15 protein-coding genes are annotated in these 19,050 nt (G+C 39.3%); 9 read left to right on the top strand and 6 right to left on the bottom strand.

Features of this window, described 5'->3' with window-relative positions; translation table 11 throughout:
• The first annotated feature begins 16 nt into the window (after window positions 1-16).
• From LW139_RS18310 to caiF, 9 genes are all read left to right on the top strand, one after another.
• Window positions 17-4,345 carry a SpvB/TcaC N-terminal domain-containing protein gene (locus tag LW139_RS18310; protein ID WP_247850354.1) on the top strand — a complete coding sequence of 1,443 codons (4,329 nt, stop codon included), beginning with the start codon at window positions 17-19 and terminating at the stop codon, window positions 4,343-4,345.
• 69 nt (window positions 4,346-4,414) lie between these two features.
• Window positions 4,415-4,732: a phage holin family protein gene (locus LW139_RS18305; protein ID WP_166539954.1), complete on the top strand. Its 318-nt coding sequence runs from the start codon at window positions 4,415-4,417 to the stop codon at window positions 4,730-4,732.
• Window positions 4,729-5,118: a M15 family metallopeptidase gene (locus LW139_RS18300; RefSeq protein ID WP_166539955.1), complete on the top strand. Its 390-nt coding sequence runs from the start codon at window positions 4,729-4,731 to the stop codon at window positions 5,116-5,118. Before LW139_RS18305 ends, LW139_RS18300 begins: the two co-directional genes overlap by 4 nt.
• Entirely contained in the window at window positions 5,115-5,471 is a 357-nt protein-coding gene (locus LW139_RS18295) for a DUF2570 family protein (RefSeq protein WP_166539956.1), read from the top strand. Before LW139_RS18300 ends, LW139_RS18295 begins: the two co-directional genes overlap by 4 nt.
• Window positions 5,362-5,685 (top strand): Rz1-like lysis system protein LysC, encoded by a 324-nt coding sequence (lysC, locus tag LW139_RS20800; protein ID WP_432652195.1) that lies wholly within the window; start codon window positions 5,362-5,364, stop codon window positions 5,683-5,685. Before LW139_RS18295 ends, lysC begins: the two co-directional genes overlap by 110 nt.
• A gap of 14 nt (window positions 5,686-5,699) precedes the next feature.
• On the top strand, window positions 5,700-8,531 hold the full coding sequence (locus tag LW139_RS18290; RefSeq protein WP_247850353.1) for an RHS repeat domain-containing protein: 2,832 nt from the start codon (window positions 5,700-5,702) through the stop codon (window positions 8,529-8,531).
• Between the two features lie 459 nt (window positions 8,532-8,990).
• Window positions 8,991-9,602 (top strand): lytic polysaccharide monooxygenase, encoded by a 612-nt coding sequence (locus tag LW139_RS18285; RefSeq protein ID WP_247850352.1) that lies wholly within the window; start codon window positions 8,991-8,993, stop codon window positions 9,600-9,602.
• Window positions 9,603-9,879: 277 nt separating this feature from the next.
• Entirely contained in the window at window positions 9,880-10,542 is a 663-nt protein-coding gene (gene fsa, locus LW139_RS18280; RefSeq protein WP_109408367.1) for a fructose-6-phosphate aldolase, read from the top strand.
• A 573-nt stretch (window positions 10,543-11,115) separates the two neighbouring features.
• The gene (gene caiF / locus LW139_RS18275) at window positions 11,116-11,508 is read left to right on the top strand and encodes a carnitine metabolism transcriptional regulator CaiF (protein ID WP_109408366.1); all 393 of its coding nucleotides are present in this window, start codon (window positions 11,116-11,118) and stop codon (window positions 11,506-11,508) included.
• A 71-nt stretch (window positions 11,509-11,579) separates the two neighbouring features.
• Here caiF and caiE read toward each other — a convergent pair whose 3' ends face one another.
• The 6 genes from caiE to caiT all read right to left on the bottom strand — a co-directional run bounded on the left by caiE (window position 11,580) and on the right by caiT (window position 18,692).
• Window positions 11,580-12,173: a carnitine operon protein CaiE gene (gene caiE, locus LW139_RS18270; RefSeq protein ID WP_247850351.1), complete on the bottom strand. Its 594-nt coding sequence runs from the start codon at window positions 12,171-12,173 to the stop codon at window positions 11,580-11,582.
• 39 nt (window positions 12,174-12,212) lie between these two features.
• Entirely contained in the window at window positions 12,213-12,998 is a 786-nt protein-coding gene (caiD, locus tag LW139_RS18265; protein WP_109408364.1) for a crotonobetainyl-CoA hydratase, read from the bottom strand.
• Between the two features lie 76 nt (window positions 12,999-13,074).
• On the bottom strand, window positions 13,075-14,631 hold the full coding sequence (gene caiC, locus LW139_RS18260; RefSeq protein ID WP_166539960.1) for a crotonobetaine/carnitine-CoA ligase: 1,557 nt from the start codon (window positions 14,629-14,631) through the stop codon (window positions 13,075-13,077).
• Window positions 14,632-14,705: 74 nt separating this feature from the next.
• On the bottom strand, window positions 14,706-15,926 hold the full coding sequence (caiB, locus tag LW139_RS18255; RefSeq protein WP_166539961.1) for an L-carnitine CoA-transferase: 1,221 nt from the start codon (window positions 15,924-15,926) through the stop codon (window positions 14,706-14,708).
• A 67-nt stretch (window positions 15,927-15,993) separates the two neighbouring features.
• Window positions 15,994-17,136 carry a crotonobetainyl-CoA dehydrogenase gene (caiA, locus tag LW139_RS18250; protein ID WP_023582983.1) on the bottom strand — a complete coding sequence of 381 codons (1,143 nt, stop codon included), beginning with the start codon at window positions 17,134-17,136 and terminating at the stop codon, window positions 15,994-15,996.
• A gap of 41 nt (window positions 17,137-17,177) precedes the next feature.
• Window positions 17,178-18,692, bottom strand: a complete 1,515-nt coding sequence (caiT, locus tag LW139_RS18245) for an L-carnitine/gamma-butyrobetaine antiporter (RefSeq protein WP_227336090.1) — start codon at window positions 18,690-18,692, stop codon at window positions 17,178-17,180.
• Between the last annotated feature and the right edge of the window lie 358 nt (window positions 18,693-19,050).

Here is a 19,050-nt window from a genome sequence, read left to right as displayed (position 1 = left end):
CTGTCAGGAGTTCTACATGCAAAATTCAGAGACATTGACCTTTGATGCGCCGAATTTACCGAAAGGTGGTGGGGCTGTCACAGGATTAACGGGCAACATGGGTGCTGTTGGCCCTGATGGTGCAGCCACTTTTAACTTACCATTACCGATTAGCCAAGGTCGTGGTTATGCCCCTTCTTTAGGTTTAACGTATCAAAATCAAGCGGGCAATGGTGCGTTTGGTTTTGGCTGGTCTGTCGGTACGATGTCGATTCGCCGTCGTACATCAAAAGGTGTGCCATCGTACACTCAACAAGATGAGTTTGTTGGGCCAGATGGTGAAGTGATTGTACCGATTATCAATAAGAAAGGTGAAATTGAAACGGCACAACGTAATACATTATTAGGCATAAAACTTGCACATCAATACCAAGTCACAACTTATCGTTCTCGTATTGAAAAAAGCTTTAGTCGTTTTGAGTGTTGGTCATTAAATGAGGCTAATACTTCTGCCAATATACCAAAACAATTTTGGGTGATGTTGAGTGCAAATGGTGAGGTTCATTTATTCGGTTATGAAACCACAGCACAGATTGTGGATAGCCAAAACAGCGCACATATTGCGCAATGGAACCTCAATGCTTCGGTTTCAGCGATGGGTGAGCAAATTGAATATCACTATCGCGCTGAAGATGAACAAGGCTGTGATAAACAAGAAATTCAATCACATAAAAATGCCAATACACAACGCTATTTAGAGAAGGTGTATTATGGCAACCCTGTGGGAGAGCGCGCGCTTTCATGTACTAAAATTGATAACACATTACCTAAAAATGCTTTATTTACTTTGGTGTTTGATTATGGTGAGCGTAGCAGTGCATTAGCCTCTTATCCTCAATGGCAGAGCAATTCATCCTGGACACTGCGTCAAGACTGTTTTTCGCTTTTCCATTACGGTTTTGAAGTCCGTACTCGCCGTTTATGTCGCCAAGTGCTGATGTATCACCGTATTGAAAGCTTAGAAAAACAAACAGCACTGACAGAAACACCAGAATTAGTCGCTAGATTAACACTGACTTATGCCGAGTCTGGAGCTAGTTCGATATTAGTTTCTGCACAACAATCGGCGTTTAACGACAATAAAGATACACAATCGTTAGTGACATTGCCTCCTGTAAAATTTGATTGGCAACAGGTTGGTACGACAAAACAAGCTCAGTGGCAATCATTGGATGAGCTTGCTTCTTTTACACCACAACAGCCTTATCAGTATGTTGATTTATTTGGGGAAGGGCTTGCTGGGGTGTTGTATCAAGACCATGGTGCTTGGTGGTATCGCGCACCGATTAGAAAAGAAGATAAGCAAAATCCTAATGCTATAACATGGGATAACCCTAAAAAACTCCCTGTTATTCCATCACTACGAGGTTCAGCTATGCTGACAGACGTTACAGGTGATGGGAAATTAGAATGGCTAGTCACACAAGGTGATGTAAACGGTTATTACACTCAGGATGATACTAAAGCCGAGAATTGGCTTAATTTTGTGCCACTTGATGCCATACCTGTGGAATATTTTCACCCTAGAGCTGAAATTACCTCATTAACAGGCAGTGGTTTTGCTGATCTTGCCTTGATTGGTCCTCGTAGTATTCGTCTTTATGCTGGCTCAGTTCGAGGTTGGAAAGAAAGTAAAGAGATAATGCAGGCTGAAGGTGTGATCTTGCCGATTAAGAATATCAATCGTCGTGCTTTAGTCGCATTTAGTGACGTATTGGGTTCTGGTCAACAACATCTAATTAAAGTGGATTATCAAGGAGTAACCTGTTGGGTACATCTCGGTGAGGGTAAATTTAGCACACCAATCACTATTGCGGGATTTTCGGCAGATCGTCTTAAATTTAATCCTAACCAACTCTATTTAGCTGATTTAGATGGCAGTGGTACAACTGACATCATTTATATCCAATCTACTCATTTAGAAGTTTATTTTAATCAAAGTGGTAATCAATTTGTACGTGGTGATGATATCCCATTACCTAAAGGTATGCGTTTTGATAACCAGAGCCAACTGCAAGTGGCGGATATTCAAGGTTTAGGTATTGCCAGTATTTTGCTGACAAAATCTTATCCAACACCGCAACATTGGGTGCTTTCTTTACAAAATAACAAACCGTGGTTATTAACCTCGATTAATAACAATATGGGGCTGATCCAAAACTTGCACTATCGTAGTTCTGCTCAATATGGATTGGACGAAAAATTAGCTCAGCAGCAAAGTAAGAATAAAGTGGTGAGTCATTTACCTTTTCCTCTGCATACGCTTTGGAAAATTGAAACGGTTGATGAAATTACACAAAGCCAGTTAACACAGCTTTTCAATTATCGTTATGGTGTCTGGGATGGTAAAGAAAAAGAATTTCGTGGTTTTGGCTGTGTTGAAGCCACAAATGCGGAGTCTTTTAAAAGTGAAGAAAATACAACGAATAAAACGCCAAGTGCGTTAACCCGTCAATGGTTTTCAACCGGTAAATCCATTGTTGATGCTCAGCTTTATAATGAGTTTTGGCAAGGTGACAGTGTGGCATTTCCTCATTTCTCACCGCGTTTTACACAAGGTGAAGGAAGTGCTGAAAAGATCTGTGATAACACAGTACGTCAAGAACAAGCCTATTGGCTTGAGCGTGGATTGCAAGGCCAATTACTTCGAAAAGAGGTCTATGGGCTAGACAGTTCTGTTGTTTCCAATGTGCCTTATGCTGTCACAGAACAACGAGCGCAGGTACGTCTAATTGAAACGCAAGGGCGCTCGCCTGTGGTGATGCCTTCGGTGGTGGAAAGCCGTCAATATCACTATGAGCGTATTGCGACTGATCCTGCTTGTCATCAACAAATCATCTTAGAACAAGATAGTTATGGTTTTATTTCTAAAACAGTTTCTATTGATTATCCAAGACGAGTTAAAGGCACAGAAAATCCTTATCAACATTATGAAAGCCTGCCAGAAACTTTATGGGGATCCAGTTATGATGAGCAACAACATACGCTGCGCTTAGGTTTATCACGTCAAACTTGCCATCATATTAATCATCCTGAAAAGCAGGTTTATCAACTAGGTGTTACAGCAACAAGTCGCCAAGATATCTGGACATATGGCGTAGAAAAACAGCCTAAAGATGGTTTAAGTATCGAAGCATTATTAGCAACTGATAATTTGCTCACACAAAAATCGGCATCCGTATTTGTAGGACAACAGCAACTTGCTTACCTGAATGCGAGCAGTAACGCCACATTTGCAGAACCTGATTTCCCTGCGCGTTTAGCCTCTAGCGAAACGGCCGAACTCGATGAAGAAATCGCAAAAGCTATTTCACAACCTTATCCACATTTAAAACTGGATGAAGTCATGGAAAATGCGGGTTATCAGCAAAAAGTGTATTTATTTGCTGATGTTCCAGAAAAAGGCAAAAAACTGTGGGTGAAATCGTTATTAGGTATCAAAACCTACGGTTCATTAGCGCAATTCTATAAACCACTCGTGTACAAGAAAACAGCACTCTCTTGTGATTACACTTTGCTATGGGATAAACAATTCTGTGTTTTGATGGGTAAAGAGTCTCCTTTAAATACACAAGATTTCCATCTTACTTATGATTGGCGTTTTTTATCACCTAACTCTATTACTGATGAAAATAAAAATATTCATCAAGTAACCTTTGATGGTTTTGGCCGAGTGACAACAACACGTTTTTCGGGGCGTGAAAACGATAGACAAAGTGGCTATAGCGATAAAACGTGCATCATGCCAACAACCATTAATGGGGCTTTGGCGCTAACATCAACGCTGCCTATTGCCACTGGTTTTGTGTATGTGACAGACAGTTGGATGTCAACATCTGCAAAATTGCCTCCTCATGCATTGCAAATCATGACTGATCGTTATGACAGCGATCCACAACAACAAATCCGCCAACAAATCGCGTTTAGTGATGGTTTTGGTCGCTTATTACAAACTTCCGTGAGAGTTGAAACGGGAGAGGCTTTCTTGCGCAGCGAAACGGGTATGTTGGTGATGAGTGGAGAGCAACACGTCCAAGTTAAAAATGCACCGATAAGATGGGCTATTTCGGGTGAAACAGAATATGACAATAAAGGAAATATAAAGCGAGTTTATCAGCCTTATTTTCTCAATGATTGGCGTTATATCAACAATAGCTCTGCACAATCGAATCGGTTTGCGGATACCCATTATTACGATGCATTAGGTCGCTTATATCAAGTGAACACAGCAAAGAACTATCAACGTAATACGATAGTAACGCCTTGGTTTGTGGCTCAGGAAGATGAAAATGACACCTTAATGTAAGTTATTTATTGCTTATTACGCGGATTAATTGGCGATGTCGCTTAATCCGCATTATTTAGGAATTTTATTATGCTAGTTGCGATCCCATCAGAAAGCGATGCACTGGCTTGGATGATAATCGGTGGATTTTCAGCCTGGGGAGGTATCGTGAGGTATTTAATGGAAATTAGGCAAAAACAAATTAAGTGGTCTTGGTGTGGTATCACCAGCCAAATAGTGATCTCTGTTTTTACGGGATTATTAGGCGGATTATTAAGTTTTGAAAGTGGGGCAAGTCGTTATATGTCTTACATGATTGCAGGGCTTTTTGGCTCGATGGGTAGCACAACTTTAATTTGGTTGTGGAACCGGATTTTTGGTGTGAATAACCTTAAGGAGCCTAAATGAGCATATATACATTGAGTCAGCGTAGCCAAAAAAACCTAGAAGGTGTGGATCAGGATTTAGTCCAAGTGGTTAATTTGGCACTGACATTTAGTGAATATGACTTTGTCGTTATTGAAGGGGTACGTTCATTAGCTCGACAAAAAGAGCTAATGAAGGAAGGTAAAAGCAAAACACTCAATAGTCGCCATTTAACAGGTCATGCCGTTGATATTGTGCCCTTAGTGAATGGAGAGATCCCTTGGCAAGATTGGTCAGCATTCGAGTCGGTATCAAAAGCGATGAAAAAAGCTGCTTATCAATTGAATGCTCGAATTAATTGGGGGGGGGATTGGGTTTCATTTCGTGATGGCCCTCATTACGAACTTTGTCGAGAGACATATCCATGAATATAAGCACTTTTTTACGTTTAGGTGTTAAAGGTGGAGTGGCAATTATTATTGTTCTCACTCTGCTGGTTATTCGTTATCAATATAAGCAAATCAATCGACTATCAGAACAAAACAGCCAGCTTGAATATCAACAACGCACATTGCAATCACAATTAATTCAATGGCATGAGCAAGCTGAGCAAGTGTCTGAAGCATTAATGCACCAACAAAAGGAGCAACAATTTTTAGAGGAAGAAAATCATGTTATACGACAAGAATTACGGCAGATTTTGGCTCAAACGCCTTGTGCTAATGAGTCTGTACCTGATGCTGTTATCCGGTTGCAACAGAACACCCTCAATCGTCGTTAAAGCGCCGGATAAATTTGTTCCTTCACATTTGTTACAGCCGTGCTCTGCACCCTTCTTTAATGTGCAAGTGTGGGGAGATTACCCTGATTATGTGGCCCGTTTAATATTGGTTTTAGAAAAATGTAATACCGATAAAAAAGCTATTGCCGAAATTTTAGCTTTAAAAAATCAGCGTAGTAGTAACGAATTGGATGCTAAAAAGAAAATCAACTAAGGAATTATAGAAATATGTCAAATCAACAATTATATACACGAACACCCACTGTGGTGGTTCATGACAATCATGGATCAACAATCCGTGAAATTAACTATTGTCGTCATCCAGATACAAGTAACCAAACCGATGAGCGTATTATCCGTCATCACTATCATGTTCGTGGTTACTTAGAGCGCAGTATTGATGCTAGATTGTATGAAGCACAGCAATCAGACTCCTCTATTCAACCCAATATTCAGCAAACAATTAGTTTAGGTGGTGCATTATCGCTTTCACAATGTGTTGATAATGGAAATAACTTTAATCTAAATGATATTGAAGGCACTGTTGCACAGCAGATTAATGCCCAAGGTACTGTGATTACATATGAATATAGTAAACCTGAGTTTGTGCGTAATTTAGAAAAAGTTAAGGAAGGTAGTAAGGTAAAACAACTGCTGAAATGGGCAAATAGCGACGAAATATCAGTTAATAATAATCGTGTAGGAAAATGTATTGCTCATTATGACACTGCGGGTAAAAAAGAATTTAAGACGTTTTCTTTATTAGGAAAAAATACCTATTTCATCAGAAAATTTCACTTTGGTAATGATATACATTGGGAGGAAGGCAGTTACGATATGAATCAAGTGGAGCATGCGGAGAATTATAAAACTATGCTCACTCATGATGCCACAGGGGCTGTATTAAAAGAAACAGATGCTAAAGGTCATCAACGCCGTATTGTCTATGATATTGCTGGTTTTGTTAAACAATCGTGGCTAACCTTAAAAGGAAAATCAGAACAAGAGGTTTTATGTTCACTCACCTATTCGGCGGCAGGGCAAAAATTACGCGAAGAGCACGGTAATGGACTAGTGACCACTTATGAATATGAAGCAGAAACACAGCGTTTACTACAGGTCAAAACAGAACGTCCTCAAGGTCATGCTTTAGGGGCGAAGATCATGCAAGATCTGCGTTATGAGTATGATCCTGTGGGGAATATTATTGTACTAAAAAACGACGCTGAAGCGACTCGCTATTGGCGTAATCAGAAAGTGGTACCTGAAAATCGTTATGTTTATGACTCTCTGTATCAATTAGTCAGTGCTACTGGTCGAGAATCCGCCAATCAGCAAACACCTGCTTCGATGCAATCCCAACCAGTGACAATATTCGCTAAAGATGCGCAAAGTTATACTAATTACACCCGCTTATACACTTACGATCGTGGTGGTAATTTAACGCAAATTCGTCACAACTCCCCGACGGCACAACAAAGTTTTACTCAAGATATTATTGTTTCTCATAAAACCAATCGTGCTTTATTGAAATCTCAATGTGCAGATCCACAAAATGTGGATAGCTATTTTGATGAGAGTGGTAATTTAACCAAACTACTGAATGGCGATACGCTATTTTGGAATAATTGTAATGAATTAGAAGCCACAAATGGAAAAATAGAAAACGGATCAATTTATGAGGGGGAAACTTATCAATATGATAGTGAAGGCCAGCGAGCCACTAAACTAAGAGGACGTAAGCAAGGTTCGTCTGATAAGTTGGAGAAAGTGCTTACTCATTACTTATCTAATATTGATGTTTGGGAGTTTGGTGAATATCCGACAAGAGAAAAATATGATGTCGTCCATATTCAGGTAGGCACTAGTGCAAAAGTCAGAGCATTATGTTGGGAAATCGGATCACCGCAAGGCATTGAAAATAATTCATTGCGTTATAGCTATGATGATGGCATTGGTAACAGCGGATTAGAAACTGATGGTAAAGGGCAATTAATCAGTTATGAAGAGTATTACCCTTATGGAGGCACTGCAATTTGGTCTAGCGAAAATGCGGTAGAAGCTGACTACAAAACGATCCGTTATTCAGGGAAAGAGAAAGATTCCACCGGACTTTATTACTACGGCCACCGTTATTATCAACCTTGGCTTGGTCGTTGGTTAAGTGCTGATCCCGCAGGTACGGTTGATGGGCTTAATTTATACCGAATGGTGCGTAATAACCCTGTGACTATGCATGATCCTGATGGGCGAATGCCAATTCCACCAGCACCGCCAGCACCGCCTATGGCACCACCAGCACCGCCTATGATGGGGGGAGCACCATTGCCACCACCAGTACCTGATGGTATGCAGGCAATATCAAAACCACGGAAAACTTGGGGTGATCCATTAAAGAATGCTAATAGTACGGCATTATCGGATCAGCAAGGAGGAAATTATCCATACTATACGGGATTTTTTAGAACTTTATATGTCTCTAAAATTAAACATTATAACGATATTTCTAATATAAAAATGTTTGTTGATGAATGGCAAGGTATTAATGAAAAATCTCAACGTCAATTAATAAAGGAAAATATTAATGAACAGAAAGTATTATATCTACAAAATAAATTAAATAAAATGGAAGAAGAATGGCCTAAATATGTTAAGACTCATGAGAAAACAACATATCGAGGTGATGGATTATCGATTAGTGAAACTTACCCGTGGTTTAAGGATTTTGTAGATGAAGTTAAAAACAAGGAGAAAGCAGTATTAAAGCAAGTAAATATTCCTGTTTCTGCTGTTTCTATAATGTCTACTGCAACTACACCGAAGTCAGGTTATGTTTCTAACGCAAATGTTATGTGGCATTTTAATCTTGAACCCGAAAATCTAGGTGTTTCTATGCCTGTCTATAAAGGTGAGGATGAAGTGACATTCCCTGTTTATAACAAGATGAAAATTACTTCATTGCAATATTTACCAGAAGGAAGTTCTTATATGAATAATCCAGAGAAGTTTGGTTCGTCTCATCGCTATATTATTAATGCTAATATGCTTCCAAGAGGCTAATCTACAATAGTGCATTTTAAAATTTGTCAGGGCAACATGTATATATTGCTCTGACAGTTTTTAACGCTATCTTAATGAAGATGTTTTTCTACTAAACTCCTTTCTTATAATGCTACTTTTCTATATATAATCGTTAATTTAAATGTGATTATTTTCTCAAAAAAATACATTTTAAAAATTATTTAAATAATGAAGTTTGATAAATTTTAATAGTCAGATACAGTTGGATACTTATTTTTTATATCTTGCTTTAAGGTTTTATTTTCATTTCCATAATAAATTGTATATCTAATAAATATTAAATAGCTGTTTTAATTCCATTTTAATATTAAATTAAATGGCGATATTGCTCACAAATATAAATAAATACATATTCAACTATCTATTTTTGACTAATATCTATTGGGATTGACACAATCATTATATTTTAAAATTTTTAATAATCATTGAGGTTTCATTATGAAGAAAAATAAAATTATGGTATTTACTGCAACATTATTACTATCATCAGCGAGTTTTATTTCAACCGTGTCAGCAGATGTGACATTAAAACATGGATATATTGATGTACCTCCTAGTAGAGCTTTCCTTTGTTCATCAAAAGGAGGAAATTTAAATAAAAATTGTGGACCAATTCAGTATGAACCTCAATCAATTGAAGGATTTAAAGGATTTCCTAAAGATGGGCCTGCTGATGGTCAAATTGCCAGTGGTGGGAAAGAGACTTTTTCTGCTTTAAATGCACAAAGTGCGGATCGTTGGCATAAAGTGGCAATGAAAAGTGGAGAAAATATGTTTAAATGGACATTAACGGCTAAACATAGCACTGAATCATGGCGATTTTTTATTACGAAACCAGGGTGGGATGTAAATAAGCCACTGACCCGTGCTGATTTTGATTTAACACCATTCTGCCAACAAAATGATAATGGCAAAATACCAACAGAAACCGTAGAGATAAATTGTAATATACCAGAGCGTGCAGGTTATCAAATTATTTTAGGTGTTTGGGATATTGCGGATACAGGTAATGCTTTTTATCAAGTTATTGATGCTGAATTTAAAAAATAGTCAAATCAAATAAAATTATTTTTTAATATCAATAATGATATTGTATATATATTATTTCATCTAAAATGTAATCCGGTATTGAATATTAAATTTAGATTGGTAATTATTTAGTTGTTAAATGAAAATAATAGCTATTTATTATTGAAATTAAATCAATAGCGCCTTTGTGTGGGCGCTATTTTCATTGAATCGACTAGAAATCCATCGCGCACAATGCTACTTTCTACGTTATACCTATAATTATTTAGCTTAAAAACCACATCATTGAGGCGCGATTATGGAAATCTATTTAGATACAGCGGATATCGAAGAAGTCAGAAAACTCTCTCAAGTTCTTCCTATTGCAGGTGTCACTACCAATCCGTCTATTATTGCTAAATCGGCACAAGATATTGAAACGCTGTTGCCTGAATTAAAAGCGGCAATGGGAGGAAAAGGTCGGGTATTTGCACAGGTTATTGCCAGTGATGTCGATACCATGATTGAAGAAGCATTACGTATTGGCAATATCGCGGATAATACCGTGATTAAAATCCCAGTTACTGAAGCGGGACTTGTCGCCATTAAACAATTGAAACAAAAAAATATGCTGGTATTAGGTACCGCGATTTACAGTGTCTCACAAGGATTAATGGCAGCTTTAGCAGGGGCAGATTATATAGCCCCTTATGTGCATCGTATGGATAGACAAGGCTCTGATGGGGTAAGAGTAGTAAAAGAGTTACAAACACTGATTACCATGCATAATTTACCGACGAAAATCTTAGCTGCGAGCTTTAAAACACCCCGTCAGGTTGTTGATTGTTTATTAGCTGGGGCTTCTTCGGTGACATTACCGATTGAACTTGCTTACTCAATTATTCGCTCACCGGTTGTCGATGATGCAGTAAATAGATTTGCAGATGATTGGCAAGGCGCATTTGAACGTCGTTTTTTATAATCAAATTAATAATATGAGACTAAGTGCTATAGCGCTATATAGCACTTGATTTATCAGTTTTGGGATATTTAAGATATTAATCTTCACTTTTACTAATGTATTAATAACTAGATTATGATGCCTTAAAATAAAAGAATATTGATTTACATCTAATAATAAGTCACCTTTCTGGCAATCTAAATTTAGATCTATTACTATAATCTTAGTCTATAAATGGATTATTAATATAATCTATCTATTTTTTATTTTTTTGTGAAAAATAGTTTATTTATCAATGAATTGTTATTTTTTCTCTAAAAGCTATTTTATATTTTAATATTTAATTAATTTTTTGTTTTTACTCGGTTTAATTGTTATTGCTTTGGCTTTAATAATAAAATAACAAATTGTGACAAGTGTGTTAATTAAAGAGTTTGGTTGTTAAGAATAAACTAAATATTATATTGATGGGGTTGTTAACTTACCAGATTAACAGGGAAAACCGATACTCCGCGGTGCAATGATAATTAACATATACAGTTATTATCTTTATTTAGCGATAAATAAAACTTTATTTGTGATACTGGAGTAAATATGTGCGAAGAATACATGAATAAGCCACTTTATCTATCAATTGCTGACTGGGTTCAAGCGCAAGAACGTTGGGTAAGTGCGAAAGAAATTGCAACAAAATTCGATATTCCTCAATGTAATGCGATTAATATCGTTTCTTATATTCTTTCTGATGTAAAAGAAATTGAATGTGAAACGAAAAGTGTCCCTAATCAGCTTGAAGGCAGAGGATGCCAATGCCAACGAATGATCAAAGTGAGTCATATCGATCCTCAACTTTATTCACGCTTAAAAGGCCATGTTCAAGGTAAAAGTAGTCAAAGTTCTCCTGAGAAATTAGCATCCATGATCCCTCATGGGTTAAACCATGAACAAAAATGGCAATGGATGTTATCAAAATCACAACGACGATAACGTGACTGATTAAGTTGCAGGTTGAAAAAAGAACAATGACGACAGGCGCGTATAACGCCTGTCGCTGTTTGTTACTGACCTTTTGGTTTCACTTCGGTTGTGCCTCGTAAACGTGGACGATTAGGCTCAGGTGCCGTTAAAGGTGTGGTTTCGACTAAGCTTTGACGACAACGCACCGCTAAGTCTTGATATTCGCGTGTGTTCATACGCTTCCATTCCATGTCATTATCAGTAATATCACGCACATGTTTCGCAGGACTGCCAATCAGCATTTGCCGAGGTTGTCCTTGAAAGCCTGCTTTCACAAAGCTCATCGCGGCAACAATACTTTCTTCACCAATCACTGCACCGTCCATAATCACGCTATTCATACCCACTAAACTGTCACGCCCGATAATACAACTATGGAGAATTGCACCATGCCCAATATGTCCATTTTCTCTAACAATGGTATCCATATCGGTATAACCGTGCATGATACAACCGTCTTGAAGGTTAGCGCCTGCTTCAACAATCAAGCGCCCATAATCCCCTCTGAGTGAGGCTAATGGGCCGATATAAACTCCTGCACCAATAATCACATCACCAATTAATACTGCAGATGGATGAACATAAGCTGTTGGATGAACCACAGGGACAAGGCCTTCAAACGCGTAGATATTCATCTGTTTTCCTCTTTGTTGTATTATCGAAACACTAAATAATTATCGACCTTTCCATTCAGGTGCTCGTTTCTCAGCAAAGGCAAGTGGCCCTTCTGTGGCATCTTCTGAATGGAGAACACTTGGATAATGTTTTAATACACCACTGCGCATTAATTTATAGCCTTCTTCAATAGAAAGTTCGCTAGTGGCACGATAAATCTCTTTTAATGCTGCAACAGCCAGTGGGGCACTATTGGCGATTTGATCTGCGAGTTCACGAGCGCTATCCATTAATTCAGCAGAACTAACAACACGGTTTGCAATGCCCCAACGCAATGCTTCGTCCGCATTCATACGACGGCCGGTCATTAGCATTTCATTGACGATAGCCGGAGGTAAACGTTTAGGTAAACGCAATACGCCACCACTATCTGGCACAATGCCTAGTTGTGCTTCAGGTAACGCAAAAGAAGCGTTGTCTGAACACACTATCATGTCGGCAGCGAGTGCTAATTCAAATCCACCACCAAAAGCATAGCCGTTAACGGCGGCAATAACAGGTTTATCTAGATTGAAAAGCTCAGTTAAACCAGCAAAACCGCCTGCACCGAAATCAGCATCAGGGGCTTCACCTTCAGCCGCTGCTTTTAAATCCCATCCTGCCGAGAAAAAGCGTTCGCCTGCACCTGTAATAATCGCGACACGTAGGTTGGGATCATCACGAAAACGTAGGAAAACTTCGCCCATTTCATGACTGGTTTTCGCATCAATAGCATTGGCTTTTGGCCTATCTAATACAATTTCAAGTACTGAACCACGCGTTGTTAGGTGTAATGATTGGCTCATGTTGTATTCCTTTTCATCATCAAAAATAAGCATTTATGATTGAGGTTATTAAGTTGTGGTTGAACCTACCTATGCCTTATTTCAAATGCTTTTTAATCACTTTTCCGGAGCAATTACGTGGTAAGCCCTCTCTAAATTCAACTGCGCTGGGAACTTTAAACTTCGCCATATTTTGCTCACAGAAATGGAAGAATTCTTCTTCACTCAAGGTTTCATTTTCAACCAGTACCACAAAGGCTTTAATTGCTTCATCACGAATGTTGTCAGGCACTCCAATTACGGCGACATCTTGAATTTTAGGATGTGAAGAAATGATATTTTCAATCTCAACGCAAGAGACATTCTCGCCACCACGTTTGATCATATTGCAACTGCGATCAACGAAATAGAAAAAGCCTTCATCGTCACGATAACCATAATCACCAGTATGTAACCAACCTTCTGGCTCTAGCGCTTTTGCTGTGGCATCGGGTCGGTTGTAATACTCTTTGAATAAGGTTTTTCCAGGCTCGCCTTTTACGCAGATTTCACCCACAACGCCATCAGGCACTTCGTGGTTTTGTTTGTCTCTGATTTGAGCTTGATAACAAAAACCCGGTCTACCAATTGATGGCCAACGGCGTTTATCTCCGGGTCTATCACCAATTAAACCAACGATAGTTTCTGTCATGCCATAAGAGGTGAGCAATCGCACGTTAAAGCGCTCAATAAAAGCGTCTTTTTCTTCATCTGCGAGATTGAGGTAGAACATTACTTCGCGTAATTTGTGTTGCTTTTCTTCGGATGAAACTGGTTGTGCCATTAAGGTTCTCATCATCATGGGAATGCATTCCGTCACCGTCGCTTGATACTTAAGGATTTGTTTCCAAAAAGCTCTAGCACTGTATTTTTCGAGTAGGACAAATGTCGCACCTACAGAAAATGCCGCGAGAGATGCGGTGCATTGGCAATCAATATGAAAGGCAGGCATAACGGTGAGATAAACATCGTCTTCACGTAATGCGTTTTGCCATGATGAGTAATAACCCGCAAAGCGTAAGTTATAGTGTGTAATAACAACGCCTTTGGGTTGAGAAGTTGTTCCTGAGGTAAAAAGAATTTCAGCAGTGTCATCTACACTTAATGGTGTGTGATGATTAAGCGTAACAGGATGCTTGGCTTTCTCTTTTAAAAAGTCGATAACCCCTTTTTCAGCAGGCGGACTGTTTTCTGTTATTAAAAACAGTTGCGTTAAAGGGCATTGTTCATCCTGCAACATAGGTTGGTAAATAGGATAGAAATTATCGCGAGTTACCACGTAATGAGCTTGGCAGTGATTGATTATCCATGCGCTCTCTTCATACATAAAGCGCGCATTAATGGGCACCATGACAGCACCAATTTTTGCCAAGCCAAACCAGCAAAAGAAAAACTCAGGGCAGTTATCAAGATGCAAGGCAACATGGTCGCCTTTTTTTATGCCACCAGCATGGAAAAGATTTGCGGTTCGGTTGATCTCTTCATTTAATTCACTGTAGCTAAATTGTCTCTCTTGTCCTTGTGCGGATACGAAAATTAGCGCTGTTTTTTTGCCAAAAACCTCTGCTAAATCATCCCACATTTGACGTAAGTTTTGTTTGCCAATCACATCCATTAAACTGTTACCCTATTCTTTTGCCGTGAGTTCAGATGCATTTTCTACCTATGTGCTATCTGAATTTAACGGTATTACTTTTCGATTTTAGCCAGCCCCTTATCGACTAGCCCCCTGATTTGTTCGTCGTTATAACCGATGTTTTTCAAAATCGCGTCAGTGTCCATGCCGTGAGATGGCATTCCACGCCAGATCTTTCCCGGATTATTTTTGAATTTCGGCATCACGTTTGGTCCTTTGCAGGTTTCTCCATTCATGGTTTGCCATTCGGTGATCGATTCACGCGCGACATATTGCGGATTGTCTTCAAGCTCAGGAATAGTCAGCACTTTGGCGCTGGCAATATTAAGTTCTGAAAGACGTTTAAGTACTTCAGTGATGGGTTGTTTGGCTAACCATTCATCTAACTTGTCTTCAAATAATTGGCCATGAGGGCAGTTAATACGGTGAATAAGTTGAGTGCCTTCTGGTACTTCAGGTGTACCAAGCAGATGAGCAAGTCCGATATCTTTGAAAATTTCTTGAATTTGAGTGATACCGACAACTTCCATCACGATATAACCATCTTGGCAACGATAAAGCCCACAGCCTGCATAGTACGGATCTTTCCCTTTGGTCATTCGAGGGCAGATTTCTCCACCATTGAAATAATCCATCATGAAGTATTGCCCCATGCGCAACATCACTTCATACATAGCAATATCAATACTTTCGCCTTTACCTGTTTGTTGAACTTTATACAGTGCCGCTAACGCCGAAGTGGTTGCGGTCATCCCTGAGAAATAGTCTGCGGTATAAGGGAAGGCTGGCATTGGCTGATCTTTGTCACCGTTTTGAATAAGGTAACCACTGAAAGCCTGAGCGATGGTGTTATAAGCGGGTAGGTTGGTATATTGCGGATCGCCATATTGACCAAAACCCGATAAATGGGCGATAACTAATTTAGGGTTATGTTCCCATAATACTTCATCTGTAATACCGCGACGTGCAAAGGCTGGGCCCTTACTGGCTTCGATAAAGATATCAGTGGTTTCCATTAATTTTAAGAACGCATCACGACCTTCGTCTTTAAAGATATTTAACGATAGTGCATGAAGATTACGGCGAGAAAGTTGAGGGTAGTGAGGTTGAACGCGAATGGTGTCAGCCCATGCAACGTTTTCAATCCAAATCACTTCAGCACCCCATTCTGCAAACATTTGTCCTGCAAATGGCCCTGCAATTTCAATTCCTGAAAACACAACACGAACCCCTGAAAGTGGGCCGAATTGTGGCATTGGTAAATGTTCTGTCATAGCGTCACCTCGTAAGTGGTTTAATGAATACTCTCTCACCTAATGATGAGAGAGTTTTCGTGATTAATTAGCGATACTGTTTAAGTACTGAACGTCCTAATGTCAGGATCTGCATTTCATCAGAACCACCAGAGACACGATCAACACGAAGGTCACGCCAGAAACGAGAAATACGGTGCTCGCCAGCAATACCAACACCACCAAGCACTTGCATTGCACTATCAACTACTTCAAATGCCGCATTCGCACAGAAGTATTTACACATAGCTGCATCACCAGAAGTGATTAAGTTGTTGTCACTCTTCCATGCAGTTTCATATAACATGTTGCGCATTGAATTGAGTTTGATCGCCATATGAGCGAATTTTTCTTGAATAAGTTGGAAACGGCCGATAGCTTCGCCAAATTGCACACGTTGGTTGGCATAACGAGCCGCATCTTCGAATGCACACATTGCGGTACCGTAGTTAGTGAGAGCCACTAAGAAACGTTCGTGATCGAACTCTTCTTTCACACGGTTAAAGCCGTTGCCTTCACGGCCAAACATGTCTTTTTCTTCAAGTTCAACGTTATCGAAAGTGATTTCACAGCAGCTATCCATGCGTAAACCCAGTTTTTCTAACTTGTTGACTTTAATACCCGGTTTACTCATATCCACAAACCATTCAGTAAAAATTGGTTTATCTGGAGATGCTGAGTCACGGCTCATCACAACAACATAAGGGGTATAGGCACTACTGGTGATAAAGCATTTGCTACCGTTAAGGTAAACTTTGCCATCTTTACGGGTATAAGTGGTTTGTAAGCTACCAACGTCGGAGCCTGCACCCGGTTCAGTGATAGCAGAGTTCCACATCTGTTTACCTGTACCACGGAACGCCATGATTTTATCAATTTGCTCTTGAGTCCCTTCACGCAATACGGTGTTAAAGCCACCAGGTAATTGGTAAAGCACGTAAGTTGGCGCACCTAAACGACCTAATTCCATCCAGATGGCAGCAACAGTAACAAAACCTGCATTTAAGCCACCGTGCTCTTCAGGGATAAGCAGATTGTCAATTTCCATATCCGCTAAGGCTTTGACAAAACGTTCTGGGTATTTGCTTTCGCGATCACACTGTGCGAAATAAGCTTCCCAGTTTTCACTGGCCATTAATTCGCGGACACCGTCAACAAACAGTTCCTGCTCATCATTCAATCTAAAATCCATGTTAATAACCTCTTAATATGTCATTCTTTGCGTATAGCGGATCAGTCTTTCCAATGTACTTTGGCATCTTTAATAAAGGACAAGGTGACCATGATATTGACGAAAAATAGTGGGCATCCTCCGGCGATAATGGCGGTTTGAATTGGTTTTAAACCTCCAAGTGCTAGAAGAATGATGCCGATAACACCGACCAGCACAGACCAGCCGATACGCACTAATAAAGGTGGCTCAGAGCCTTCTTTCATAGAGCGACAAGTGGACATTGCTAGTGTGTAAGAACAGGCATTGATTAAAGTGACAGTGGCAATAAAGCAGAGGATAAAGAAGCCCCACATTGTCGCTGTGCTGAACGGTAATGCCGCCCATGTTTCGATAATGGCGCGAGGTACACCGTATTGTTCAATTAGTTGTGGAATGTTGAGAATATTTTGGTCAATCAGTTGTAAGGTGTTACCACCAAGAATTGTCCAAATTAACCATGTGCCTGCGGTTAAGCCTGTAACCATACCTAAACACAGTTCACGAACAGTACGGCCTTTAGAGATACGGGCTAAGAATATGCTCATTTGGATGGCGTAAATAACCCACCATGCCCAATAGAAGACCGTCCAACCTTGAGGGAATCCACCTTTACCGATTGGGTCTGTATAGAACAGCATACGAGGCATATACATCATCAATGTACCAACAGAGTCTGTGAAGTAATTGACGATAAAGCTCGCACCACCGACGATAAATACCCAACCCAGTATTAAGAAGCTCAGGTAAGTACGAATATCACTGGCGATTTTTACCCCTTTTTGCAGACCAAATGCCACGCAAATCGCGTTTAATAAGATCCAGCAAGAGATAATGATGGCATCTAATTGCAGAGTATGAGGAATACCAAATAAGTATTGAATACATTCAGTGACTAACGGTGTTGCTAAACCAAGGCTAGTCCCCATTGCCAGAATTAAAGCAACAAGATAGAAGTTATCAATAATCGTCCCAACAATGCCATTAACGTGTTTTTCACCAATTAATGGGGTTAAGGTGCTACTTGGGCGGATAACTTCCATTTTGCGAACAAAGAAGAAATAAGCGAACGCAACAGAAAGGAAGCTGTAAGTTGCCCAAGGTAGAGGACCCCAGTGGAACAAGCTGTAAGCAAGACCAATTTCTTTAGCTTGAGTCGAATAACCTTCCATTCCAAAAGGCGGGCTTGAAATGTAGTAGTATATTTCAATCGAACCCCAGAAAAGGACGGCGGCTGATGTACAAGACGCAAACATCATAAAGATCCAGCTTGCGGTACTAAACTCAGGTTTGTCTTCCCCAAGACGTTTATTGGCATAACGACCGAAGACTAACCAAAACCAACCTCCGAACATGATAACCATGTACCATTCAAAGGCCCAACCCCAGACATTGGTAACATAGCTGAATACGGCATTAATCACTTCATTTGAAGCATCAAGATCACGTACCGTTAACCAACATAAAATACCAACAATGATCAATGGCGGAAAAAAAACCTTCGGTTCTATTCCTGCCTTTTTATTATCTTTGCTCATAGGTAAATTTTCCAAATATATTTAGCGCAGAAGTTTAAGTGGTGTTAATTCCTAATAACTAATAAAACAATTAAGTTTATTTATGAATATTTTGTCTATTGGTGATTCATCATAATAGAAAAATAAAGTCATTGGCTAATCTACAAATCCATTAATGATGAAGAATGATGGATATTATAAGAAATCTATTCTGTTATTCACTTCACACTATTCTTTTTGTCGATTTTATGTTACGTTTTATAACGTTTTATTTTCATTATAACTTGTTGATAATTATTGATATTGAATTGTATGTAATCGGCTTGTTATATTCCGTCTTTCAATATTGTTGATCTGAGTGGCAATATTGAATGTTAAA

The organism is Proteus vulgaris (genome assembly GCF_023100685.1).
GTDB lineage: Bacteria > Pseudomonadota > Gammaproteobacteria > Enterobacterales > Enterobacteriaceae > Proteus.
This window is presented reverse-complemented; position numbering and strand designations above follow the sequence as displayed.